Below are 24,003 nucleotides of genomic sequence, written 5' to 3'. Positions count from 1 at the left end.
TCTCCGCCACCGGATAGCGTGAATCATGCCCGTTTCCCGCCGCTCCTTCCTCGGTCTGGCCCTGCTCGCCGCCGGCTGCTCGGGCGGCGGCGCGGACCTGCCGGAGTTGCGGCTGGCCACGGGCCTCGCGGGCGGTCCCTACGGCGCGCTCGGCGACCGGCTCGCCGAGGAGCTGCGGCGTGACGGGCGGCGGGTTCGGGTGCTGCGCACCGCCGCCAGCGTGGAGAACCTCACGATGATGACCGACGGGCGGGCCGACGTGGGTTTCGCGCTGGCCGACAGCGCCGACGACGCCGTCCGCGTACGCCGGCAACCCGTCTCCGCCCTGGCCCGGATGTACATGAACTACGTGCACCTGGTCGTCGCCAAGGACTCCGCGATCATCGGGCCGGGGCAGCTCGCCGGGCGGGCCGTGTCCATCGGGCTCGACGGTTCCGGCACCGCCGTCACCGCCGCCCGCGTGCTGGCCGTCGCCGGGATGGAGACCCCGCCCCGCGTCTCTAGGCTCGGGCTCGACCCGTCGATCAAGGCGCTGCGTGACGGGCGGGTCGAGGCGTTCTTCTGGTCGGGCGGTGTGCCCACGCCCGCCCTTGAGGCGCTGCCCGACATCCGCCTGGTGCCGCTCGAGCCGCTGGTGCCGGAGCTGCGCCGCCGCTACGGGCCCGTCTACGAGCACGCGTCCGTGCCCGCCGGCGCGTACGGGGCCGTCAGGGCGGTGCCGACCGTGGGCACGCCCAGCTACCTGATGTGCCGGACCTCGCTGCCTGAGGACACCGCGTACACGATCACCGAGACGCTCTTCCTGGCCCGCGACCGCCTCCAGGCGCCGTCGGCGCCCGGCGGGCGGCTGGACAAGCGCTACGCCATCGGCACCGGCGTCGTGAGCCTGCACCCGGGCGCCGCCCGCTACTACCGCTCGGTCTACGGCTGAGCCAGGCGCAGCGCTTGCGCTACGGCTGAGCCAGGCGCAGCGCTTGCGCTACGGCTGAGCCAGGCGCAGCGCTTGCGCTACGGCTGAGCCAGGCGCAGCTCCACGATCAGGCCGTGCGGGTCGACGGGCAGCAGGTGCAGGGTGGCGCCGCAGGCCCTGGCCAGCTCGGCGGCGATGGCCAGGCCGAGCCCGCTGCCCGGCACGTTCGCGTGGGAGCCCGAGCGCCAGAAGCGGCCGAGCGCCTCCGCGCGCTCCTCCTCGCTGAGACCAGGGCCGTCGTCGGCGACCCGCAGCACGCCGCCGTCCGGGGTGTCGTCCAGGGTGACGGTGACCGTGCCACCTGCGGGCACGAACTTCTGGGCGTTGTCGAGCGCGATGTCCGCGATCCTGGCCGCCACCTCGGGAACGACCTCGTCGCAGACCTCGGTCACCAGCCGCACGCCTTTGGCCGCGTACACCTCGCGCCACGTCGCCAGGCGCGGCCCCAGCTCGACGTCCCTGCCGCCGCCCCCCGCGCCCGCCTCCACCTTGGCCAGCGCCAGCAGGTCCTCCACCAGCAGCGACAGTCTGTCCAGCTCCGCCATGGCCTCGGCGTACTCGGTCGTGCCCTCGTGGCGCAGGTGCGGCTCCAGGTTCTCCAGCCGCAGCCCGAGCACCGTCAGCGGGGTGCGCAGCTCGTGCGAGGCGTCGGCCACGAACGCCCGCTGCCGCTCCATCGCGCCCGCCACCGCGTCGGCCATCGCGTTGAACCGCTCCTCCAGCCGCCGCAGCTCGGAGGGGCCGACGCCGGGGTGCGCCCGGGCGTCCAGCCGCCCCTGGGCGATCGCCTGCGTGGTGCGGTCGAGCTCGGTGACCGGGAGCAGGATCCAGCGGGCCAGCCGCCTGGCCGCCAGCACCGCGTACGAGACCGACGCCAGCGTGCCCAGCGCCAGCGCGCCCCACACCAGCGTCACGTCGCCGCGCGCCTGGTCCGTGGGCGTCTGGAGCAGCACCACGCCCGACAGCTGCGCGTCGCGGCCGGCCGGCTCGGCCAGCAGCACCGTGCCGGGGCCGAACGGGCTGATCGTCGGCAGGTCCTCCGTCGTACGGCCGGACAGCGCGAGCCGCAGCGCCTCGCCGTCGTCCACGGTGAAGTCGCCCGCCGTGAGCAGGGCCGTGCCGTCCCTGTCGCGGACGCGGACGGCGGCGCCATAGAGGGCGGCGTAGCGGTCGACCTCGGCGATCAGGGCCGTGTAGTCGTCCTCGCGGGCCGCCTGGTCGGCCAGTTCGGCGAAGCGGGTGGCGTCGGCGCGGCGGTCGAGCAGCAGCCGGTTGGTCCGGTGGGAGGCGTACGCCAGGCCCAGCGGCACCGCCAGCGCCGCCACCAGGAACACGATCAGCGTCGTGAACGTGCCGACCAGCCGGGCGTTCACGCCGTCGAGCCCAGCCGGTAGCCCGTGCCGCGCAACGTCTCCACCAGGCCAGGCCGGCCCGTCTTCGCGCGCAGGTTGGCCACGTGCACGTCGAGCGAGCGGGACGCCGACAGCAGCGGATCGCCCCAGATCTCGTCCAGGATCTCCTCGCGGCCCCGCACCACGCCCGGCTCGCGGGCCAGCATCGCCAGCAGGTCGAACTCGCGCCGCGTCAGCGTCACCGGCGCACCGGCCACCGTGACCTGGCGGCCCTCCAGGTCGATGCGGACGTCGCCGACCCGCACCACCTCGTCGCGCGGCGGGCGCGGGCGGGTGCCCCGCCGCACCACCGCCTCCATGCGGGCCATCAGCTCCACCGTACGGAACGGCTTGACCAGGAAGTCGTCGGCCCCCGACCGCAGGCCGCGCAGCACCTCCCGCTCCTCCGTACGGGCCGTCACCACGATCAGCGGCACCGCCGAGACCCGCCGCAGCCTGCGCAGCACGTCGAGCCCGTCCATGTCGGGCAGGCCCAGGTCGAGCAGCACGAAGTCGACGCCCCCCGCCAGGCGGAGGGCGTCGACGGCCAGCCCCGCCCTGGTGACCTGATGGCCGTGCCGGGCGAGCGCCGTGGTGAGCGCGGAGGCGAGCCGATCGTCGTCCTCCACCAGGAGAACCCGCATGTGGCCAGGTTAGACGCGGGCGGGCACCGACTCGGCCGCCACCTCGCTGCGGGACAGCGCGGCGTCCCTGGTCTCGCGCATGAACAGGTAGACGACGAGGGACACGGCGGCGCAGCCGGAGACGTACCAGTAGAAGCCCGACTCGACGCCGGCGTTCTTGAACCACAGCGCGACGTACTCGGCGGTGCCGCCGAACAGGGCGTTCGCGATCGCGTACGGGAGCGCCACGCCCAGGGCGCGCACGTGGGTCGGGAACAGCTCGGCCTTCACCACCGCGTTGATCGAGGTGTAGCCCGTGATGATGATCAGGCCGATCAGCGACAGCGCCAGCCCGCCGCCGAACCCGCTCACCTGGCCCAGCGCCGTCATCAGCGGCACCGTCCCGACCATCGACCCGATCCCGAACGTGATCAGCAGCGGCCTGCGCCCGATCCGGTCCGACAGCGACCCCGCGAGCGGCTGCAGGCACATGAAGACGAACAGCGCGCAGAAGCTCACCAGCGTCGCCGTCTCCTTCGGCAGGCCCGCCGTGTTCGACAGGTACTTCGTGAGGTACGTCGTGTACGTGTAGTACGCCACCGTGCCGCCCATCGTCAGCGCGATGACCAGCAGCGCCTCCTTCTTGTGGACCAGCAGCTGCGCGATCGTGCCCCGCCGGGCGGGCGCCGCCTCGCGCTCCTCCTCGTCGTACGCCTCCGTCTCCAGCAGGTTGCGCCGCAGCCAGAACACCACCGCCGCGGCGACCGCGCCCACCAGGAACGGGATCCGCCAGCCGTAGGAGTCGAGCGCCTCCTTGGACATCGTGTTCTGCAGGATGATCTGCAGGCCGAGGCCGACGAGCTGGCCCGCGGTCATCGAGACGTACTGGAAGCTCGACGCCATGCCGCGCCGGCCCTTCGGGGTGGCCTCGGTCAGGTATGTGGCGCTGGCCGCGTACTCGCCGCCCACCGACAGGCCCTGGAGCAGGCGGGCCACCACCAGCACCAGCGCGCCGACGTAACCGACCGAGTCGTACGTGGGGGCGACCGCGATCAGCAGGGCGCTGGCCGACATCAGCGTGACGGTGAGCGTGAGCGCCGCCTTACGGCCCTTCCTGTCGGCGTAGCGGCCGAGCAGCCAGCCGCCCAGCGGGCGCATGAAGAAGCCGACGGCGAAGATGGCGGCCGTGTTGAGCAGCTTGGCCGTGGTGTCGCCCTCGGGGAAGAAGGACGCCGCGAAGTAGACGGCGAAGCTGCTGTAGACGAACCAGTCGTACCACTCGACGAGATTGCCGACGGATCCGCCGAGCACGGCCTTCCACGGCACGCGTGCCTTGCTCACGAAGAACCTCCTGGAGGGCTCTGGGGGGAGTGGGTGCTGGCCAGAGCCTTACGGCGGAAGGTTGTTCGGACAAGATGGGCGGGGCCAGATCTAACGTCCGCTTAACATGTCTTCTTACCTGCGCTTAACCGGCCCGCAACACAGGCTGGGGCCTTGGAGGGGTGTGGGTGGCGGCAGGCCGCCACCGGGCCGGGGCGTCAGCGGAGGGGCGGGTTCGCGTTCTTCGCCATCTCCAGGCCCAGCACGTCCCACCACTCGCCGGACGGCGGTGACACGACGCCGCGTTCCGGGTCGTTCTCGCCGTCCGTGCCGCGCCTGCACCGGCCGCCGGAGACGCCCGGCCTGGAGATCCACAGGTACGCGTCCACCAGCTCCTCGCCCGTCTCCGTGGTCGGGCGGGGGCCCACGCCGCGGCCCGGCGGGTTGCACCACGTCTGCGGGTCCTCGTAGTGCTCGTCCGGCACCCAGGTCCCCTGGCCGTTCCTGCTGGTGTCCACCACGAAGTGCGGCATCGCCGCGGGGTCGGCGTCCGCGGCCTTCGAGCAGCCCGAGCCGCCCGACTTCACGCGGACGCCGATGCAGGCGGACAGCTCCTTGCCGTACGCGACGGTCGGCTCGGTCGCGGTGAAGGCGGCGGTGTTGAGGAAGAAGCCGTCGGCCCGCTCGACGCCCGCCCCGATGAGCCGCTCGGCCATGACCCCGGTGCCCGGCCAGTGCGCCTGGGCGCCGTCCAGGTAGACGGCCGTGCCGGGGTTCGACTTGAGCGTGGCCACGGCGGCGCGCAGCGCCTGGTAACGCGGCCCGGGGGAGCCGCCGGGGTCGCAGTTCTTCGCGCCGGGGATGCGGACCAGGCTGCCGGGTTCGAGGATCACCACCGCCTTGGCCGGGCCGATCGTCCTGGCGATCCCCTCGATCCACTCCTGGTAGCCCTTCAGCTCGGCGTCGGCGGGCGGCCGGCAGTCGCTGCCCGGCAGGTCGTCGACCATGAACACCGGCACCGCGCCCGCCTGCCCTGACGCCGTGACCGCCGCCGCCACCTTCGGCCTGACCTCAGGATCGGCGAGCCGGATGGCGTGGGGGACCGCCGCCAGCCGGTCCATCAGCGCGGCGTCGTTCGGGCGGTCCTTGCGCCAGCGGTCGGCCTGCTCGCTCGCGAACGGCTCCTTCGGCGAGTAGAAGGCGACGGCCCCACCGGCCCGCAACGGGTTCCCCGCCCCGCCGCCACCGCTTCCCGGCGTGCCCTTTGCCGTGCCCTTCGCCGTGTCCTTCGCCGTGTCCTTCGCCGTGCCGCCCGTAGCGGACGCGCCCGTCGCCTGACTCTCTCCCGTGGCGGACGTCCTCCCGGCGCCTGGATCGCCCGAGCCTCTGACCGCCATCGCCACCGAGAACCCGGCCACCGCCACGACCGCGACGGCCGCCGCCAGCACCCACTTCCGCTGCCCCGACGCCGCCGTGAGCGCTCCCTCGTCCTGGGGCACCCACCTGCCGGTCTCTTGGAGCGGCTCGGCGACCGGCACACTGGAGCCGGCCACCTCCGGCAGGGCCGCACTCCCCGGGCCGGTGCTCAGCCGGTCCATGAGGTCCTGGGCGGTGGGGCGCTCGGCCGGGTTCTTGGACAGGGCGGCGACCACCAGGTCGTGCAGCGGCCCAGGCAGCCCGGACAGCTCCGGCGGGTCGTTGATGACGCGCATCAGCACGTCGGGAACGGATCCGGTGCCGAACGGGGAGAATCCGCTCGCGGCGTACGCGACCGTGCAGCCCCAGGAGAAGATGTCCGACGCGGGCCCCACGGTGACGCCCGACACCTGCTCGGGCGACATGTACGACGGCGTCCCCACGATGGCGCTGCTCATCTCGGAGTCAACGAGATGCGCGATGCCGAAGTCGATCACCTTGGGCCCGACCTGCGACAGCAGCACGTTCGACGGCTTGAGGTCGCGGTGCACGACCCCGGCCCCGTGGATGGCGCGCAGGGCCATCGCCATCGCGGCGGCGAGCCCGTCGAGCGCCGACCCCTTGAGCGGCCCCGACTCCTGCACGGCCGCGCCCAGGCTGGGGCCCTCGACGTATTCGGTGACGAGGTAGGCCAGGTCGCCGCTGACGTCGGCGTCGAGCACAGGCGCCGTACAGAACCTGGCGACCCGCTGCGCGGCGGCCACCTCGCGGGCGAACCTGCGGCGGAAGCCGGCGTCGGCGTCCATCCTGGCGTGGATGACCTTGACCGCGACCCGGCCGCCGGGGCCCTCGCCGAGGTAGACGACCCCCATGCCGCCCTCGCCGAGCCGGCCCAGCAGGGTGTACGGCCCCACCTGCCGCGGATCTCCTGTCCTCAGCGACTCCAAGGTCATAATGCGTCAGGTTAGCCGCGGCGCGGCGGCCGGGCCATGCTTACGCAATCTTCTCAACGATCTTCACAAGGGCAGCCGCCACTCGTGCCACTCGTCGAACAGCTCGAACCCCATCGCCTCGTTGATGGCCAGCATGTGGGCGTTGGACACGGCGTTCCAGGTGATGATCCGGTCGAGGTGCGGCTCGTGCTCGCGCAGCCACAGCAGGTTGGCGACCTTGAGCAGCAGCCCGAGCCGGTGGCCGCGGTGCTCGCGGAGCACGGTGGTGTCGGCCTGGTGGCCCCAGCCGTTGTCGCGGGCGCTGTCGAGCAGGATGCGGGTGTAGCCGGCGGGGGCGCCGTCGGACGTGCGCCGGGCGATCGTGGTGTAGCAGGTGCGGCCGGTCAGGGGGATGGACTCCTCGCGCTGCCGCAGCCGCTCGACGGAGTGGACCTGGTCCTCCACGCCGGGGTCGCGCGGGGCGTCGTTCATGCCGTCCATCAGCACGGCCAGGTCGGGCAGCAGCTCGGGCCCGGCAGGGCCGACCCACTGCTCCAGGTGGTAGCCGGGCACCTCGGGACGCATGCGGCGCAGCGCGTCCCAGTCGGCGGCGCGCAGGTCGAGCGTGCGGCGGGCCTCGTTCATCGCCACCGTCATGCCGCGCGCGGCGGCGAAGCGGGCGGCCGTGCCCGTGGTGATCGTCTCGGTCAGCAGCAGCGTCCTGCCGTTCGCGCGCATCCGGTCGAGTGCGTGCGCGAACAGGGCGGTGCCGAGGCCGCGGCCCTGCGACTCGGGACGTACGGTGAGCGGGAAGAGCCAGCCGATGTGCCGGTTGTCGGTCTCGTACAGCTCCAGCCCGTAACCGCCCGCCACCTTGCCGCCGTCGGTCGCCACCCACGCCTCGTAGCGCTGGCCCGCCCCGCCCCTCCTGATCAGATGGGAGAACCAGGGCAGGGGAGGCTGAGGGCCGCGGTCGTCGCCGCTCGCCGCCTCGGCCGTGACGTACGCCTCGTGCAGGCCCTCGATGAGGCCGCCCGGCTGCTCCGGGTCGATCGGCTGGATGTGCATGGACCCAGGAGAACGCACGACCCCGGCCTGAGGCGAACGATTTATTGCCGGTAGTTCTCCACCTCGCGGGGCGGCCTGGCGGCGGCGCCGTCGGGGTCCTCGCCCGCGCCGCGCCTGGCCCTGCGCTGCCTGAGCAGGTCCCAGCACTGGTCGAGCGCCGTCTCCAGCTCCTTGATGCGCGCCTGCTCCTCGTCGGTGGTCACCTGGCCGGCCGTGAGCCTGTCGCGCAGCTCGTGCTCCTCGTCGACCAGGGCGCTGATCCTGGTCAGAATCTCGTCGTCACGCATGCCCAAGACTCTAGTCAGTGCGTGATAGAACACGCCCTATGTCAGGCATTGCGCTGGTAAGGAAGCCCGGTTTCCGCGTCGCCGAGGGCATCGTCACCCATCTCGCGCGCGAGCCGGTCGATCCCGAGCGGGCCGCCGTCCAGCACGACGCCTACGTCGCCGCGCTGGCCGAGGCGGGCTGGCGGCCGGTGTACGCGCCGCGCGCCGACGACCTGCCCGACGCGCCGTTCGTGGAGGACGCGGTGGTGGTCTCGGGCCGCCTCGCGGTGCTGACCAGGCCGGGCGCCGAGGAGCGGCGGCCCGAGGTGGAGTCGGTGGCGGAGGTGGTGCGCGGCCTGGGCCTTTCGTCCGTGCGCATCGCGCCGCCCGCCACCCTCGACGGCGGCGACGTCCTGCAGGTCGGCTCCACCGTGTACGTCGGCAGGTCGGGCCGCACCAACGACGAGGGCATCGCGCAGCTCACCGCCCTGCTGCCGGAGCGCAGGGTCGTGCCCGTCGAGCTCAAGGGCGTGCTGCACCTGAAGTCGGCTGTCACCGCGCTGCCCGACGGGACGCTCATCGGCGACCCGCGCCACGTGGACCTGCCGGGCCTGCTCGTGCCGGAGGAGGAGGCGGGCGCGCACGTGGTGCCGCTGGGCGGGAACCGGGTGCTGCTGTCCGCTGCCGCCCCTGAGACAGGGACGGTGCTCGAACAGCGCGGCTATATGGTGATGAAAGTGGATATTTCGGAATTTGAGCGGCTGGAAGGCTGCGTGACCTGCCTCAGCGTGCTCGTGGCGGACTGACGTTCTCACGACGTTCTCGCGACGTTCTCGCGACGTTCTCACCATGTGAGAACCTGCGCGGCCTACGGCGAGACGTCTGGTAGCGTGCATGGCATGCTGCGCGGGCTGCTTCTTAGCTGCCGCGGCGGGGGCCTGTAGAGGCCGGCTCCCTCGCCGCGGAGCCAGTCATGCGCGTCGGCCGCTTTTCTTCCGAAGACCGACGAGGAGCACCGACCCATGACCGCTCAGCAGCCCAGCCGCATGCCCGTCCATCGTTATCAGCCGTTCGAGCCCATCCGGCTGACCGATCGCACCTGGCCCGACAAGGTCATCACCAAGGCGCCCCGCTGGTGCGCGGTCGACCTGCGCGACGGCAACCAGGCCCTGATCGACCCGATGGACTCCCACCGCAAGCTCCAGATGTTCGAGCTGCTCGTACGCATGGGCTACAAGGAGATCGAGGTCGGCTTCCCGGCGGCGTCGCAGACCGACTTCGACTTCATCCGGAAGATCATCGAAGAGGGCCGCATCCCCGGTGACGTGGTCATCCAGGTGCTGACGCAGGCCAGGCCCGAGCTGATCGAGCGCACCTTCGAGTCGATCGAGGGCGCCAAGCAGGCCATCGTCCATCTGTACAACTCGACCTCCACCCTCCAGCGCCGCGTCGTGTTCGGCCAGGACAAGGACGGCATCACCGCCATCGCGGTCGAGGGCGCCAAGCTGGTGAAGAAGCTCGCCGACGCCACCGACGTCGACGTCCGCTTCCAATACTCGCCCGAGTCGTTCACCGGCACCGAGCTCGAATACGCCGTCGAGGTGTGCGACGCCGTCAACGAGGTGTGGCAGCCCACCCCCGACCGCAAGGTCATCGTCAACCTGCCCGCCACCGTCGAGATGGCCACTCCCAACGTCTACGCCGACCAGATCGAGTGGATGCACCGCAACCTCAAGCACCGCGACTCGATCGTGCTGTCGCTGCACCCGCACAACGACCGCGGCAGCGCCGTGGCCGCCGCCGAGCTGGGCTACATGGCGGGCGCCGACCGCATCGAGGGCTGCCTGTTCGGCAACGGCGAGCGCACCGGCAACGTCTGCCTGGTCACGCTCGGCATGAACCTGTTCTCCCAGGGCGTCGACCCCGAGATCGACTTCAGTGACATCGACGAGATCCGTCGCATCACCGAATACTGCAACCAGCTGCCCGTGCACCCGCGCCACCCGTGGGGCGGCGAGCTGGTCTACACCGCCTTCTCCGGCTCCCACCAGGACGCCATCAAGAAGGGCTTCGAGCACCTCGAGCGCGACGCCGCGGCGGCCGGCGTCCCCGTCGACGAGTTCACCTGGGCCGTTCCCTACCTGCCCATCGACCCCAAGGACATCGGGCGTTCCTACGAGGCCGTCATCCGGGTCAACAGCCAGTCCGGCAAGGGCGGCGTCGCGTACATCATGAAGGCCGACCACCAGCTCGACCTGCCGCGGCGGCTGCAGATCGAGTTCTCCAAGGTCGTGCAGGCGCGCACCGACAGCGAGGGCGGCGAGATCAGCCCGGCCGCGATGTACGAGATCTTCCGCGACGAATACCTGCCCAACCCCGCCAACCGCTGGGGCCGGCTCAGCCTCATGGCCCACCGCCACCAGTCCACGGTCGACGACAAAGACCGCATCAGCGCCGACGTGCGGCTCGACGGGGAGATCCGCGAGATCGACGGCACCGGCAACGGCCCCATCTCGGCCTTCATCGACGCCATCGCCGGCGTCGGCATCCAGGTGCGCGTCCTCGACTACGTCGAGCACGCGATGACCGCCGGCAGCGACGCCAAGGCCGCCTCCTACCTGGAGTGCGAGGTGAACGGCCAGGTCCTGTGGGGCGTCGGCATCGACACCAACGTCACGACCGCCTCACTCAAGGCCATCATCTCCGCGGTGAACCGCGCCTCCCGCTGACCTGCGAAAGCCCGAGCCCTCACGGCAGTGAGGGCTCGGGCTTTTTCCTGCCCGGGAAATGACCGGATAGTGAACGTTGCGTTTCTTTAGGGTGGATTCTATGCTCAGTAGAGAACGAGACGTTCTCTAAAGGAGCGGCCATGGGGCTCGTGCTGTCGGGGCTGATGCTGTGCATGCTGCTCGGCGCGCTCGATCAGACGATCATGGCGCCGGCGTTGCCCGCCGTGGCGGCCGGGCTGGGCGGGCTCGATCAGATGTCGGCCGTCGTCAGCGCTTACCTGGTGGCCGCGACCGTCGTCATGCCGGTCTACGGGAAGCTCGGCGATCGGTACGGGCGCAAGCCGGTCATGCAGGCGGCCATCGTGATCTTCGTCGCCGGTGCGGTGCTGTGTGCGCTGGCCACGTCGATGCCGCAGTTCATCGCCTTCCGGGCGGTTCAGGGCATCGGCGGCGGTGGGTTGATGATCGGGGCGCAGGCGATCATCGGGGAGGTGGTGAGCCCGCGCGAGCGGGGGCGCTACCTGGGGCTCATCGGGGCCGCGTACGTGGTGGCGGCCGTGGGCGGCCCGCTGATCGGCGGGTTCTTCATCGACCAGCTGAGCTGGCGGTGGATCTTCGTCATCTACCCGCCCCTGGGGCTGCTCGCGCTGATCGTGCTGACCGCCACGCTGAAGCTGCCGAGGCCCGTCGGCCGGGCGCCGCTCGACGTGGCGGGGGCCGTCACGCTGGGCGTGGCCGTCGTGGGCGTCGTCCTGCTGGGGGAGAGCGGCAACCCCGCCTACCTGGGGCTGGCGGCGGCCGGCGTGGCCGGCTGGCTGCTCAGCGCCCGCTACGCGACCGACCCGATCCTGCCGCTGCGGCTGTTCAGGGACCGGGCGTTCGCGGTGCCGGTGGCGATCAGCTTCGTCGTCGGGTTCGCGTTGTTCGGCGCGACGGCGTACCTACCCGCGTACGCGCAGATCGCGCTGCACACCAGCGCCACCCGCGCCGGGCTGATGGTGACCGCCCTCATGGCCGGCGTGCTGCTCACCACCATCGTCTCCGGCCGCCTCATCACCAGGACCGGCGTCTACAAGCCCTACCCCGTCGCGGGCACGATCGTCGCCGCGGCCGGGCTCGGGCTCATCGGGCTGGCCGGCGCCTCACCGGCCGGGCTCGTGGCGGCGATGGCGCTGACCGGGCTGGGGGTGGGGCTCGTCATGCAGGTGATGGTGACGGCCGCCCAGAACGCCGTCCCCTACGAGGACCTGGGCACCGCCACCTCGTCGGTCACGTTCCTGCGCCAGATCGGCGCCTCCGCCGGGGTCGCGCTGGTCGGCGCCCTGATCACGCTGCGGTCGGGCATCTCGGGGAGCAACCCGGCCACGCTGCCGGAAGGGATGCGCGAGACGTTCGCCGCCGCGGTGCCGCCGGTGTTCGCGGCCATGGCGCCGCTGCTCGTCGTCGCGTTCTTCCTGGCCCTGGCCCTGCCGGCGCGCCCGCTCCGCACCACCGCCTACGTCGAGGAGAGACCGTGAAGCTGGTCGCACCCCTGAACGCCTTCGGTCGCGCCGACCTGGCCATGGCCGGGGGCAAGGGCGCCAACCTGGGCGAACTCGTCAGGCACGGCCTTCCGGTGCCCGACGGGTTCGTGATCACGACGCACGCGTACGAGCTGGTCGCCCGCGGCCGTGAGACCCGCGAGCACTTCGAGACCGTCGAACCCCCCGGCGAGCTGCGGGAGGCCATCACCGATGCGTACGCGCGGCTCGGCGGCGGGCCGGTGGCCGTGCGGTCGAGCGCGACCGCCGAGGACCTGCCGGGTGCGGCGTTCGCCGGTCAGCAGGACACCTTCCTCAACGTGGCCGGGGAGCAGGCGCTGCTCGACGCGGTACGCCGCTGCTGGGCCTCCCTCTGGACCGACCGCGCCGTCGCCTACCGGGCCCGCCTGCGCCTGGACGACTCCGAGGTGCGGATCGCGGTCGTCGTGCAGCGCATGGTGGAGGCGGAGACGGCCGGGGTGATGTTCACCGCGAACCCGGTCACCGGCGACCGCACGCAACTCGTCGTCGACGCGGGCCGGGGGCTGGGGGAGGCGGTCGTGTCGGGGCTGGTCACCCCTGACCACTACGTGCTCCGGCCGTCGGGCGAGGTCGTGGACTTCAGGCCGGGCCGCGGCGAGGTCGTGGTGCGCAGCGCGGAAGGCGGCGGCGTCGTCCACGAGAGCCCGGCGGAACCCCCGGAAAGCGCCGCCGGCGCGCAGGCGGAGGCGCGGGCCGGCGGGCAGGGCGGCGGGCAGGGCGGCGGGCTGCGCGGTGGGCTGGGCGGTGGGCCGGGTGGTGGGCCGGGTGCCGGGGCCGAGCGGGGGCCGGTTCCGGGCACCCCTGGGTCGCTGTCCGATGAGGTGCAGCGGGAGCTGGCCACGCTCGGGGGGCGGGTGGCCGAGGTGTTCGGGCGGCCGCAGGACATCGAGTGGGCTCACGTGGCGGGGCGGCTGCACCTGCTCCAGGCCCGGCCCATGACCGCGCTGCCGCCGCCTCCGGTGGGGCCGCTCGACGGGATGCAGCGCAAGACGGCGGAAATCCTCATGGAGTACCTGCCCGAGCGGCCGTACCCGATGGACATGTCCTCCTGGCTGCCCAACGGTCCGGCGGGGCAGATGAGCAAGGTGTTCGCCGCGTACGGCGTCCGCAACCTCATCCACGAGGCACTCAAGGAGGAGGACGGCGTCGTCTACCGGATCGTTCCCGTCAAGCCGAGCTTCGAGCGGAAGGTGCTGACGGCGCCGTTTCGCGCGCTGCGCAAGGCCAGGAGGTACGATCCCGCCCGCTGGACCGAGGACTCCCGCTTCCAGGCGTACATGAAGGACGTCGAGAAGCTGCGCGCCCTCGACCTCGGGGAGCTGCCGTGGGAGGAGCTGCGGCGGGTGCCCAGGCAGGCGATGGACCTGGTGGGACCGGTGGCCGACCTGCGGATCGACTACCTGCCTGGCGTCGGGCTCGCGCTGCTGCGGCTGATGCTGGGGCTGACGCTGCTCGGCCGCAGGAAGTTGTTCGGCGAGCTGCTGCTCGGCGCGCCCACCCGCACCTCCGATGCCAACCGCGCGCTGGAGCGCCTGGCCGAGACGGCCCGCCGTACGGGGGCGCTGGAGGCGGAGCGCCCGCCCGCGGAGTTCGGCCCGGACTCCGGCCCGGAGTTCGGCCCGGAGTTCGCCGCGGAGCTGGCGGACTTCATGGCCGAGTACGGCCACCGGGAGACCGCGAGCCCCATCCTCATCACCCCGCCCACCTGGGCCGACGCCCCCGAGGTGGTGCTCGACCTGGTGCGGGTGCTGGCGGCGGCGCCGCCCAAGGAACGGAAGGAGCAGGCGGGGCCACCCGTGAGACCCCGGTGGCTGGCCCGCCGGGCGGCGGCGGCCCGCGCGGGCATGGTCTTCCGCGAGGACAGCCACTTCTCGTTCATGATGCCGGCGCCGGTCATGCGCAGGGCGCTGGTGGAGATGGGCCGCAGACTGGCGCAAGCGCGCCTGCTCGACCGCCCCGATGACGTCTTCCACCTGCGGCTGGAGGAGCTGGAGTCGCTGCGCGGCACCGACGACCCGGCCGCCGCCCGGCTGCGCGACGTGGCCAGGCGGCGGGCGGCCAAGCGGGAGGAGCTGTCCGGCGTCCGGCTCATCGACCCGGCGGCCGTCCACCCCGTCACCGACCCGGGCCCCGCGCTGCTGACCGGGGCGGCGGCGGGCGGCGGCACCGCCACGGGACCGGTGAAGGTGATCGCGAACGTCGCCGAGTTCGGCCGGCTGGAGCCCGGCGACGTGCTGGTCTGCCCGTACACGAACCCGTCGTGGACGCCGCTGTTCCAGCGGGCGGCGGCGGTCGTCGTGGACACCGGCGGCGCCGCCTCGCACGCCGCCATCGTCGCCAGGGAGTACGGCATCCCGGCCGTCATGGGCACGGGACGCGGCACGTCGGTGCTGGAGAACGGCCTGCTGGTCACCGTCAACGGTGACACCGGCACCGTCACGGCAGCTCCCTAGAATGCCTGCCATGGTGACCGACCACCGCAAACAGCCGCGCCGCAGGGGCGAGGCCCTGAGCGCCGCGATCTTCCAGGCCACGCTCGACGAGCTGTCCGAGGTCGGTTACGCCGGGCTGACCATGGAGGGGGTCGCGGAGCGGGCGAAGGCCAGCAAGGCCTCGCTGTACCGGCGCTGGCCCAGCCGCATCGAGCTGGTGATGGAGGCGGTCTACCGGTCGCTGCCGTCGCCCGGTTCCGCGCCCGACACGGGCAACCTGCGCGACGACCTGGTGGCGCTGCTGACCACCACCTCCAACGCCCTGTCGGGCCCGGCGGGCGAGGCGATGCGCGGGCTGCTCGGCGAGGCGCTGCGCGGCGAGTCGCCGCTGGGCTCGATGCGGCGCAACACGCAGGGGAGGGGCCGGCGGCTGATGGAGGAGGTGGTGCAGCGGGCGATCGAGCGCGGCGAGGTGGACCCGTCCGACGTCACGCCGCGCCGCATCGACGCCGGTCACGCCCTGCTGCGCCACCACTTCCTGTTCGAGGGCCTGCCGTTCCCCGACGGCCTCGTGGTGCAGATCGTGGACGAGGTGCTCGTCCCCCTGCTCAAACCGTCGTCCCGCTGAGCGAGGGGACGTCCACGGCGCCCGTCCTGCCCCTGGCGAGCGTACGGCCCGCCACCAGAGCGGTCATGGAGACGCCGATCAGCGCGCCCGCGGCCACCGGCGTCACGAACGCCGGTGCCGCCTGGCCCAGCACGAGCAGCACGGCCACGGCGAGCCAGGCGAGGCCGTTCATCAGCGCGGCGACGGCAAGGGAGCGCCCTGCGGCGAGCACGGCGGGCCCGAACGCCGGAGCGGCCGAGGCGATCAGCGGCAGCGGCAGCACCAGCGCCATGAGGATCGGCACGAAGAACCCGCCCGTCATCGCCGTCCCCAGCGGCCCGGCAGGCTGTCCGAGCAGGAGGACGACCACCGGTGCGGCGGGGACGGCCAGCAGGCCCGCCGTCCGCAGCATCCGCCGCGCGGTGGTCCTGGCCGCCTGATCGTGGGAGGAGTGGACGCGGACGGCGGAGCCGAGCTGCCAGAGCGACAGCAGCGCCGTCACGCCCGCCGCGAAGAAGAGCGACGTCGCCGTGCCGCGCAGCTGCTCGGCGATGGGGCCGGCGGCCTCCGCCCGCGCCCACACGCCGGGCAGGTCGCCGAGGCCGGGCCGCCACAGGAACCACAGCAGGAAGCCGCCCGTGACCAGCGACATCGCGAGCGGCACACGCAACGGGCCCGCGCCGGGGATGCGCCGGCGGTGCAGCCAGGCGTCGGCCGCCCCGGCCAGCAGATCCGCCACCGTGCGCGGGCGTACCGGCCGGGCGGCGACCAGGTCGCCCACCTCGTCGCCGTACCGCTCCCGCCACGCCTTCGGATAGAGACGCAGCACCGCCTCAGCCAGCCACCGCAGCACACCGGCCCCCGTTTCCCCGCGCGGAGGAACGCCGCCTCCGCCGGTCGTGTTCGTTGAAGAGGAGCGTCCCCGCCTCGGGGGACGCGGGCGGGCAGGAGTCATGCCGGCCCCAGAGCCACGCGCGTGCTGCCGGCCCGTTCGATGCGGCGCAGCGTGGCGAGCTGCTCGCCGAGCGCGGCCCGGCCGCCTGGCGTGATCCGGTACGGCTTGCGCCGCTCGGCCGAGGCGACCGGCTCGATCCAGCCGCGCTCCTCCAGCCGCATCAGCGCGCCGTAGAGCGTGCCCGGCTCCAGTGAGGTGCCGGAGAACTCCTCGATGTCGCCGATCATCCGGTAGCCGTGTTTCTGCCCCTCCGCGAGGCTGATGAGCACCAGCAGCGCCACGTCCGTGAAGCGGCCGAGCTCCTGTGTCCTGCGAGCCATCTATTCAGTAAAACTTAGTAAGTCTCACTGAGCAAGCCCCAAGGTGCCCGCCGTCAGCCGCATGGTGTGCTCGAAGGCGGGCTCCCGGTGCTCGATGGTGTTGTCGAACTGGCCGAACACCTCGAACGTGACCCAGCCGTACAAGGTGCTCCACGCGGTGACGGCGCGCCAGACCACGTCGTCGGGCACCTCGGGCATCAGCTCCCGGATGGTCGCGGCGTCCCCCGCCAATTCACCCGCCGATTCACCCGCCGATTCCTGCGGCGCCCCGCCGGAGGGCGGCCGGATCGCGCCGGCCCGCCAGGCGTCGGACACGAGGCGGCCCAGCACGACGACGTCGCGCACGCGGGCCTCGATCGTGGCCTGCGGCGCCTGGTAGCCGGGCACGGGGGAGCCGTAGATGAGCGCGAACTCATGGGGATGGGCCAGGGCCCAGCCGCGGACGGCGCGGCAGACCGCCAGCCATCGGCCGAGGTGGTCGTCACGGGCCACCTCGGCCTCGCCGGTCTCGACGGCCTCGCCGAGCGCGTTGTAGCCGTCGATGATCAGCGCGGTGAGCAGATCGTCGCGGCTCGGGAAATAGCGGTAGATGGCCGACGACACCATGCCCATCTCGCGGGCGACGGCCCGCAGGGACAGGCCGCCGGCTCCCTCGGTGGCGAGCCTGCGCCGTGCGATGTCGGTGATCTCCCTGGTGAGCTCGGCCCTGACGCGTTCTCTTGCGGTGCGGCTGGCGGTCATGCCGAGCAGATTATCAGAGCGGTGCCAAAAATCGAGAGCACCGCTCTTGACGATAAGCGCTCTATTGAGAGAGCATTGCTCTCGTAAGAGAACGCCGCCCCAGGAGGCCCCCGATGTTGCCCCTCGCCAAGAACGCCAACATGCTCCTGATGTTCCTCCTGGAGCTGGGGGTGCTGTTCTCCGCCGGTTACTGGGGCTTCACCCTGAGCCCTGACTGGGGCGTGAAGCTCCTGGCCGGGCTCGGCGGTCCGGCGCTGTTCATCGCCGCGTGGGCGCTGTTCGGGGCGGGCGGCGGCGAGAACGCCGTCTATCCGCTGACCGGCCTGGCCCGCGCCGCACTGGAGATCCTCTGGTTCGGCGGCGGCGCCCTGGCGCTCCACGCCTCGGGCCTGGTCACTCCTGCGTTCGTCTTCTTCGCGCTCTTCATCGTCAACGCGGTTCTCCGCCTCATCTGGAACGAGGTCTGATCATGGGCAAGCACGTCGTCGTGGGCTCCGGCCAGGTCGGTACGCACCTGGCGAGGAAGCTCCTCTCACGCGGCCACGAGGTCGTGGTCGTGACCCGCTCGGGCCGCGGCCCCGACGGGGCGGTCAAGGTGGCCGCCGACGTGGCCGGCAAGGCCAGGCTCACCGAGCTCACCGAGGGCGCCGACGTCCTCTACAACTGCGTCAACCCCCGCTATGACCGCTGGCCGGTCGACTGGCCGCCGATGGCCGCCGCGTTCCTGGCCGCCGCCGAGGCCACCGGCGCCGTCTACGTGCTGCTCGGCAACCTCTACCCGTACGGTCCCGTCACCGGCCCCATGACCGAGGACCTGCCGCTCGCCTCCACCGACCCCAAGTTCCGGGTGCGGACCAAGATGTGGCAGGACGCGCTGGCCGCGCACGAGGCGGGCCGCATCAGGGCCACCGAGGTCCGCGCCTCCGACTTCTTCGGGCCCGGCGCCACCGACCAGTCCTACCTGGGCGACCGGTTCCTCAAGCCGCTGCGCGCGGGCAAGACGATCCCGCTGGTGTGGCCGGCCGACGTGCCGCACACGTGGTCGTACCTGCCGGACGTGGCGGAGGCGCTGATCACGGCCGGCACGGACGAGCGGGCCTGGGGCCGCCCCTGGCACGTGCCGAGCGGGGAGCCGCTGACCTTCCGGCAAGTGGGCGAGCGCATGGCCGCGCTGCTGGGCCGGCCCGCGCCGCGCATGTTCCAGATCCCCTGGCCGGTGATCAGGGCGGCGGGGCCGTTCTCGTACATGATCGGCGAGCTGGCGCACGTCCGCTACCAGTTCACGAAGCCGTTCGTGATGGACTCGTCGGCCTTCCAGCGGGCGTTCGGCGTCGCGCCTACCCCGATCGACGAGGCGCTCAAGGCTACGCTCGACGCGTGAAGATTGCCATGATCGGGCTGGGCGACATCGCGGAGAAGGCCTACCTGCCCGTGCTCGCCGCTCAGCCCGCACTCGACCTGCACCTGTGCACCCGCAACCAGGCCCGCCTCGACCGGCTCGGCGACGCCTACCGCATCGCCGCCCGCTACACCGGCGTGGACGAGGTGATCAAGGCGGGGGTGCGGGCGGCGTTCGTGCACGCGGCCACCGAGGCGCACCCGGAGATCGTCGAGCCGCTGCTCGCCGCCGGTGTCCACGTCTACGTGGACAAGCCCATCGCCTACACGCTGGCCGACGCGGAGCGCCTGGTCCGGCTGGCCAGGGACGAGGACAGGTCGCTCATGGTGGGCTTCAACCGGCGATACGCCCCCGGCTACGCCGAGCTGGTCGCCCACCCGCGCCGCCTGGTGCTGATGGAGAAGAACCGGCTCAACCATCCCGACACGCCGCGCCGGGCGATCTTCGACGACTTCATCCACGTGGCCGACACGCTCAGGTTCCTCGCGCCCGGCCAGGTCACCGACACCACGATCAGGACCCGCGTCCACGACGGGCTCATCGAGCACATCGTGCTCGAGCTGTCCGGCGACGGCTTCACCGCCATCGGCGTCATGAACAGGATGAGCGGCGCCGGCGAGGAGACCTGCGAGGTCATGGGCGACGGCACCAAGCGGCGGGTGGTCAACCTGGGCGACGTGATCGACTACGAGGGCGGCGAGCGGCTCGTCCGCAGGCCCGACTGGGTGCCGGTGGCCAGGCAGCGCGGCATCGAGCAGATCTGCCTGGAGTTCCTGGCCGCCGTACGCGAGGAGCGCCGCATCGACGCGGGCGACGCGCTGGCCACCCACGCCCTCTGCGAGCGGATCGTCGAACACGCCGGCTAGTCAGTGGGGCGCGCGAGCATCGTCTCGTCGGCCTTGGCGAACATGCGGCCGAACACCTTGCCGCCCAGCCGGGCCAGCACGGTGTAGCCCTCGGCGTCGCGCAGCGGGCTCGATGAGGACACCACGCCCGCGATCGCGCCGCCGTACAGGGCGGGGCCGCCGCTGCCGCCCGCGGTGGCGTGGCAGTTGTGGGTCACCATCAGCCCTGGGCCCTTGCGCACGGCCTCGACGGTGTCGCCGACGCACCGGTACAGCGCCGTGCCCGGGTAGTCCTTGCCCGCCGGGTAGCCGAGCAGTTCGAGGCCGCGCAGCTCGGTGCCGCGCGCGGTGGGCATCGCCTTCAGCCCGCGCCCGGTGACGGCCTCCAGCGGGCGCTTGCGGCGGGCGACGCCGACCAGCCCCACGTCGTACGGCAGCAGGTCCGGCGAGTACGGCCGCGAGCGCCACCTGGCCGGCACCCACGTGCGCACGACCGGCCAGACGCCCAGCTTCGGCCGCCCCCGATCGAAGCCCGGCAGGAACGCAAGGTGTTCGAGCAGCCGCCCGCCGCGGTAGAGGCAGTGCGCCGCCGTCAGCACCAGGCTCCGGCTGCGCGAGCCGATCACCGTCCCCCCGCACAACACGTCGGTCTTGGCGACGGGGTCGCGGCCGAGCAGCACCCCCGTCAGCCGCCGTGCCCCCGTGTAGGGGCGCGGGACCGGCGCGTAGCCCAGGCGGTCACCGTCGGGGGTGAGGACGCTGGAAGCGGGAACGTCGCGTTGGGACACCTCGGTGACGGCGGCTGGATCGAGCAGGACGAGGGACAGCACCAACCTGAGCACCCTCACACCCTATGGGGAAGATGATCAGTGCCCTGACCTGCGACATCAATGTTTACCCTAACTTGTGTACGCGGAACCCAGGGCCCGCAGCCGGGCGTGCACGTCCTCGTGGACGGAGGCCCGGCCGAGGTACGCCTTGGGCAGTTTGGCGACCATCGTGTAGTTGGTGTCGCAGACGTTCCCGACCGGCGCCTGCCCGGCCTGGCTGACGAGCTGGTAGGCGTCGAGCGTGTCGAGCCCGGTCAGCTCGGAGGTCCAGGTGACGAGGTCGTGCTGGCTGATGCGGTAGGCGTCCTCCAGCGGCCGGGCCGAGCCGGTGGACATCAGGTGCCGGTCGTCCTCCAGCCGCGGCCACGGCGTGGAGACGCCCTTGATCAGCTCGACCGCGATCACGGTGTTCATGGCCGACTCCACGGCGGTGCCGCACACCTCGCCGTGCCCCTGCAGGCCGTGGCCGTCGCCGACGGAGAACAGCCCGCCCTCCACGTTGACGCCGAGGTAGACGGTGACGCCCGCGCGCAGCTCGGGGGTGTCCATGTTGCCGCCGTGGGCGTCGGGGGTGATCGACATGCGGACCTCGTTCGCGCCCGGCGCCACGCCGACCGTGCCGTGCATGGGGTCGAGCGGCAGGTCCACGCTGAAGTCGCTGGTGCGGGCGTGGTAGACGGCCACGTTCCGCTCCAGGTCGATGTCGTAGCGCCAGACCCGCTCCTCCAGCGGAGGGTGCAGCATGGCCGTGGTGTGGGTCGCGGTCAGCGCGCCGAAGTGCGGGAACGTGGTGGAGACCGCCCAGTCCCTGGCCGGGGTGATCGAGATGAAGTGCAGCGCCAGCGTGTCGCCCGGCTCGGCGCCCTCCACGTGGAAGGGGCCTGTCACGGGGTTGAGGTAGGGGAACTCGCACACCTGGGACGGCAGGTCGTCCACGGTACGCACCCGGCCGCCGAAGCAGTCCTCGGTGTAGATCTCCAGGATCGTGCCCGGCCGTACCTTGCCGACGGCCGTGCGCCCCCCGAAGGTGTAGCTCAGCTCTTCCGGCGCGGGGTGGTAGGAGACGACGTTCACTTGACCTCCGTGGGAAGTTCGGGCCGGCGCCCCACCACGTAGGAGACGCCGATGACGACCAGGCCGATCGCGAGCCAGACGCCGCCGACCCACTGCGCGGCGACGTTCTGGTTGATGACGACGGCCACCAGCACCGCGAAGCCGATCGCGGGCGCGATGAGGTGCGCCCAGATGTTCCGGCTGCGCTTCTTGATCATGTAGTGGACGACCACGGCGACGTGGAGCAGCAGGAACGCGCTCATCGCACCGAAGTTGACCAGGGAGGCGAGCTCCCCGATGCCATTGTCGCGCAGGCTCATGAAGACGCCGAGCGTGACCGACACGGCGGCCACCGCGAACGTCGCGTTGACCGGCACCCGGTGCTTGGGATGCACCTTCGCCAGGAAGGCGGGCAGCTGCCGGTCGCGGGCCATCGCGAACAGCAGCCGCGAGGTGGCGGCCTGCGCGACCAGCGAGTTGGCGAAGCCCCAGGCGATGGCGGTGGCGACGGCGGTGAGCACGGACAGCCACGGCCCGCCGGCGAAGGCCGCGGTGTCGTAGAAGGCGTTGCCGGTGAGGTCGCCCTCGGTGATGAGCTGCTCCCTGTTCGGGGTGAGCAGCGCGGCCACCCACGTCTGCACCACGAACAGCACCGCCGCGACGGCCAGCGCGGCCACCATGGAGCGGCCGAGCCTGCGGGCGTCCTCGCGGTTCTCCTCGGCGAGCGTCGAGATGCCGTCGAAGCCGAGGAACGACAGCACCGCCACCGACGCCGCCGCGAACACGACGGTCCAGGTGAAGGAGGAGGGGTCGAAGAGCGGGGTCAGCGCGCCCGCCTGCGCCTTGCCCTGGGCCAGCGCGACGCCGCCGACCACCAGGAAGATCGCCAGCACGGCCAGCTCGGCGACCAGCATGACGCGGGTGATCCTGGCCGTCATCTGGATGCCCAGGTAGTTGACGACGGTGTTGAGCAGCACGAACGCCACCAGCCACGCCCAGACGGGCACGACCGGGACGAACGAGTTCATCGCCGTGCTCGCCACCAGGTAGAGCAGCGAGGGCACGAGCACGTAGTCCAGCAGGATCGCCCAGCCGGCGAAGAAGCCGACGGGGGCCGCGATGCCGCGTCCCGCGTAGGTGTAGACCGAGCCGGCCATCGGGAACGCCCTGGCCATCTGCGCGTACGACAGCGCGGTGAACGCCATCGCCACGAGCCCGATGACGTACGCCAGCGCCACCATCCCGTGCGAGATGGAGAAGACGTTGCCGAAGATGCCGAAGGGCGCGATCGGCACCATGAAGATCAGGCCATAGATCATCAGATCGGCGAAGCCCAGGGACCGCTGGAGTTCCTGGCGGTAGCCGAACTGCTCGACTGTGCTCATGTACGGCTCCTAGCTGCTAAGGGGGCGATTGGCACCTTAGAGCCAAAGCTTTCTACTGAAAAGATTTCTCCAGAAAGAAATCAAGGCCGTCGGCCCTGCCCAGGTGGACGGGGTGGCGCACCTGGTGGTCGAGCAGCGTCAGCGTGCCCCGCGCGCTGGTGATCGAGGTGCCGTCGGCCACCGCGTCGAGCGCGGGCACCGCCAGCGAGCCGGCCCGCGCGCACAGCGCCGCCAGCATCGCCACCGCCTCGTAGCAGCCGTGGCCGTGCGCGTTGAGCAGCGGCGCGTCCGCGCCGAACCGGGCCGCGTAGCGCTCGGCGAAGCCCTGGCCGGCCTCCGTGGGCAGGTTGCGGAAGTAGCCCATCGAGGCGTACAGGCCGCCCGTGACGTCGCCGCCGATGCCCAGCAGGCCGTGCTCCTCCAGCGCCCCGCACAGCCGCACCGCGCTCAGGCCCGCCGCCGCGTACGCCCGGTTGAAGGCCACCAGGTCGCTGCCGATCAAGGTCAGCAGGATCGCGTCAGGCCGGGCGTCGGCCACCCGGTCCAGCCAGTGCACGGCCCGTCCGTAGGCGACGAGGCTCTCGCCCACCACCGTGGCCCCCGCCGCGCGCAGCCGCCCGCGCGCCTTGGCGTGCACCAGGCGCGGCCAGATGTAGTCGTTGCCCAGCAGGTACCAGCGGCGGGCGTGGGAGGCGGTCAGCCGATCGATGCCGGGGACGAGCTGCCTGTCGGGGGTCTCGCCCAGGAAGTAGACGCCTGGCGCGCGGCCGCCGCCCTCGTACGGAGGCGCGTACACGAACGGCACCCGCCCCGCGGTCGCCGCCACCACCGCCACCCGCACGTCGCTGGCGTGCGCCCCGGCCACGGCGGAGATCGTGCCGGACCGCACGAGACCGGCCACCTCGTCCGCGACCTGCGGCGCGGGCCGCCCGCCGTCGATGAGCACCAGCTCGACCGGCCGGCCCAGCATGCCGCCCCTGCCGTTGATCTCCTCGGCGGCCAGCACCGCGCAGTTGATCGCGCAGGGCCCCATCAGGCCGAGCACCCCCGACACGGGGACGACCAGCGCGATCCTGATCGCGTCGGAGGGGAGGAGCCGCGCTTCGAGAGGATCGACCGTCGCCGCCACGCCGACGAGTATCCTCCTCTACAACCCCCC

The 24,003-nt window shown here is 72.3% G+C and carries 22 protein-coding genes; 9 read left to right on the top strand and 13 right to left on the bottom strand.

Going from position 1 to position 24,003, the window contains the following annotated elements; translation table 11 throughout:
* Window positions 1-25: 25 nt before the first annotated feature.
* Entirely contained in the window at window positions 26-931 is a 906-nt protein-coding gene (locus ABZW11_RS20345) for a TAXI family TRAP transporter solute-binding subunit (protein WP_355419198.1), read from the top strand.
* Between the two features lie 77 nt (window positions 932-1,008).
* Here ABZW11_RS20345 and ABZW11_RS20340 read toward each other — a convergent pair whose 3' ends face one another.
* From ABZW11_RS20340 to ABZW11_RS20315, 6 genes are all read right to left on the bottom strand, one after another.
* Window positions 1,009-2,343, bottom strand: coding sequence for a HAMP domain-containing sensor histidine kinase (locus ABZW11_RS20340; protein ID WP_355419196.1), 1,335 nt, complete (start codon window positions 2,341-2,343; stop codon window positions 1,009-1,011).
* Window positions 2,340-3,005: a response regulator transcription factor gene (locus ABZW11_RS20335; protein ID WP_355419194.1), complete on the bottom strand. Its 666-nt coding sequence runs from the start codon at window positions 3,003-3,005 to the stop codon at window positions 2,340-2,342. The genes ABZW11_RS20340 and ABZW11_RS20335 overlap by 4 nt, the downstream gene beginning before the upstream one ends.
* 9 nt (window positions 3,006-3,014) lie before the next feature.
* Complete coding sequence (locus ABZW11_RS20330; protein ID WP_355419192.1) at window positions 3,015-4,325, bottom strand: MFS transporter; 1,311 nt, start codon at window positions 4,323-4,325, stop codon at window positions 3,015-3,017.
* Window positions 4,326-4,522: 197 nt separating this feature from the next.
* Window positions 4,523-6,673, bottom strand: coding sequence for a glycoside hydrolase family 6 protein (locus tag ABZW11_RS20325; RefSeq protein WP_355419190.1), 2,151 nt, complete (start codon window positions 6,671-6,673; stop codon window positions 4,523-4,525).
* A gap of 63 nt (window positions 6,674-6,736) precedes the next feature.
* Window positions 6,737-7,720, bottom strand: a complete 984-nt coding sequence (locus ABZW11_RS20320; protein ID WP_355419188.1) for a GNAT family N-acetyltransferase — start codon at window positions 7,718-7,720, stop codon at window positions 6,737-6,739.
* A gap of 41 nt (window positions 7,721-7,761) precedes the next feature.
* Window positions 7,762-8,007: a DUF2630 family protein gene (locus ABZW11_RS20315; RefSeq protein WP_355419186.1), complete on the bottom strand. Its 246-nt coding sequence runs from the start codon at window positions 8,005-8,007 to the stop codon at window positions 7,762-7,764.
* 38 nt (window positions 8,008-8,045) lie between these two features.
* Here ABZW11_RS20315 and ddaH point away from each other — a divergent pair, with 38 nt between their 5' ends.
* The 5 genes from ddaH (at window position 8,046) to ABZW11_RS20290 (ending at window position 15,337) form a co-directional block, all read left to right on the top strand.
* Window positions 8,046-8,792 carry a dimethylargininase gene (gene ddaH / locus ABZW11_RS20310; RefSeq protein WP_355419184.1) on the top strand — a complete coding sequence of 249 codons (747 nt, stop codon included), beginning with the start codon at window positions 8,046-8,048 and terminating at the stop codon, window positions 8,790-8,792.
* Between the two features lie 216 nt (window positions 8,793-9,008).
* Window positions 9,009-10,715, top strand: a complete 1,707-nt coding sequence (gene leuA / locus ABZW11_RS20305; protein ID WP_355419182.1) for a 2-isopropylmalate synthase — start codon at window positions 9,009-9,011, stop codon at window positions 10,713-10,715.
* Between the two features lie 140 nt (window positions 10,716-10,855).
* Window positions 10,856-12,232, top strand: coding sequence for an MDR family MFS transporter (locus ABZW11_RS20300; RefSeq protein ID WP_355419180.1), 1,377 nt, complete (start codon window positions 10,856-10,858; stop codon window positions 12,230-12,232).
* Between the two features lie 44 nt (window positions 12,233-12,276).
* Window positions 12,277-14,730, top strand: coding sequence for a PEP/pyruvate-binding domain-containing protein (locus tag ABZW11_RS20295; protein ID WP_355419352.1), 2,454 nt, complete (start codon window positions 12,277-12,279; stop codon window positions 14,728-14,730).
* A 10-nt stretch (window positions 14,731-14,740) separates the two neighbouring features.
* Complete coding sequence (locus tag ABZW11_RS20290; protein ID WP_355419178.1) at window positions 14,741-15,337, top strand: TetR/AcrR family transcriptional regulator; 597 nt, start codon at window positions 14,741-14,743, stop codon at window positions 15,335-15,337.
* Here ABZW11_RS20290 and ABZW11_RS20285 read toward each other — a convergent pair.
* From ABZW11_RS20285 to ABZW11_RS20275, 3 genes are all read right to left on the bottom strand, one after another.
* Window positions 15,318-16,169: a hypothetical protein gene (locus ABZW11_RS20285; protein ID WP_355419176.1), complete on the bottom strand. Its 852-nt coding sequence runs from the start codon at window positions 16,167-16,169 to the stop codon at window positions 15,318-15,320. The genes ABZW11_RS20290 and ABZW11_RS20285 overlap by 20 nt on opposite strands.
* 98 nt (window positions 16,170-16,267) lie before the next feature.
* Window positions 16,268-16,591 (bottom strand): helix-turn-helix transcriptional regulator, encoded by a 324-nt coding sequence (locus ABZW11_RS20280; protein WP_345399206.1) that lies wholly within the window; start codon window positions 16,589-16,591, stop codon window positions 16,268-16,270.
* Between the two features lie 24 nt (window positions 16,592-16,615).
* A complete protein-coding gene (locus ABZW11_RS20275; protein WP_355419174.1) occupies window positions 16,616-17,332 on the bottom strand; it encodes a TetR/AcrR family transcriptional regulator in 717 nt (238 codons plus the stop codon).
* A 113-nt stretch (window positions 17,333-17,445) separates the two neighbouring features.
* On the opposite strand from ABZW11_RS20275, the gene ABZW11_RS20270 reads away from it, so the two are divergent.
* Genes ABZW11_RS20270 through ABZW11_RS20260 form a run of 3 tightly spaced genes read left to right on the top strand, consistent with a single transcriptional unit; the run spans window position 17,446 to window position 19,597 of the window.
* Entirely contained in the window at window positions 17,446-17,799 is a 354-nt protein-coding gene (locus tag ABZW11_RS20270) for a YrdB family protein (RefSeq protein WP_355419172.1), read from the top strand.
* Window positions 17,800-17,801: 2 nt separating this feature from the next.
* On the top strand, window positions 17,802-18,713 hold the full coding sequence (locus ABZW11_RS20265) for an NAD-dependent epimerase/dehydratase family protein (protein WP_355419170.1): 912 nt from the start codon (window positions 17,802-17,804) through the stop codon (window positions 18,711-18,713).
* Window positions 18,710-19,597, top strand: coding sequence for a Gfo/Idh/MocA family oxidoreductase (locus ABZW11_RS20260; RefSeq protein ID WP_355419168.1), 888 nt, complete (start codon window positions 18,710-18,712; stop codon window positions 19,595-19,597). Before ABZW11_RS20265 ends, ABZW11_RS20260 begins: the two co-directional genes overlap by 4 nt.
* On the opposite strand, the gene ABZW11_RS20255 is transcribed toward ABZW11_RS20260, so the two are convergent.
* Genes ABZW11_RS20255 through ABZW11_RS20240 form a run of 4 tightly spaced genes read right to left on the bottom strand, consistent with a single transcriptional unit; the run spans window position 19,594 to window position 23,973 of the window.
* On the bottom strand, window positions 19,594-20,418 hold the full coding sequence (locus ABZW11_RS20255; RefSeq protein WP_355419166.1) for a trypsin-like serine protease: 825 nt from the start codon (window positions 20,416-20,418) through the stop codon (window positions 19,594-19,596). The two genes, ABZW11_RS20260 and ABZW11_RS20255, sit on opposite strands and share 4 nt — an antisense overlap.
* 57 nt (window positions 20,419-20,475) lie before the next feature.
* Entirely contained in the window at window positions 20,476-21,480 is a 1,005-nt protein-coding gene (locus tag ABZW11_RS20250; protein WP_355419165.1) for an acetamidase/formamidase family protein, read from the bottom strand.
* Complete coding sequence (locus ABZW11_RS20245) at window positions 21,477-22,844, bottom strand: APC family permease (protein WP_355419164.1); 1,368 nt, start codon at window positions 22,842-22,844, stop codon at window positions 21,477-21,479. The genes ABZW11_RS20250 and ABZW11_RS20245 overlap by 4 nt, the downstream gene beginning before the upstream one ends.
* Before the next feature lie 52 nt (window positions 22,845-22,896).
* Window positions 22,897-23,973, bottom strand: coding sequence for a substrate-binding domain-containing protein (locus ABZW11_RS20240; protein WP_355419162.1), 1,077 nt, complete (start codon window positions 23,971-23,973; stop codon window positions 22,897-22,899).
* Between the last annotated feature and the right edge of the window lie 30 nt (window positions 23,974-24,003).

This window comes from Nonomuraea sp. NPDC004580, from assembly GCF_040609855.1.
Taxonomy (GTDB): Bacteria; Actinomycetota; Actinomycetes; order Streptosporangiales; family Streptosporangiaceae; genus Nonomuraea; species Nonomuraea salmonea.
This window is presented reverse-complemented; position numbering and strand designations above follow the sequence as displayed.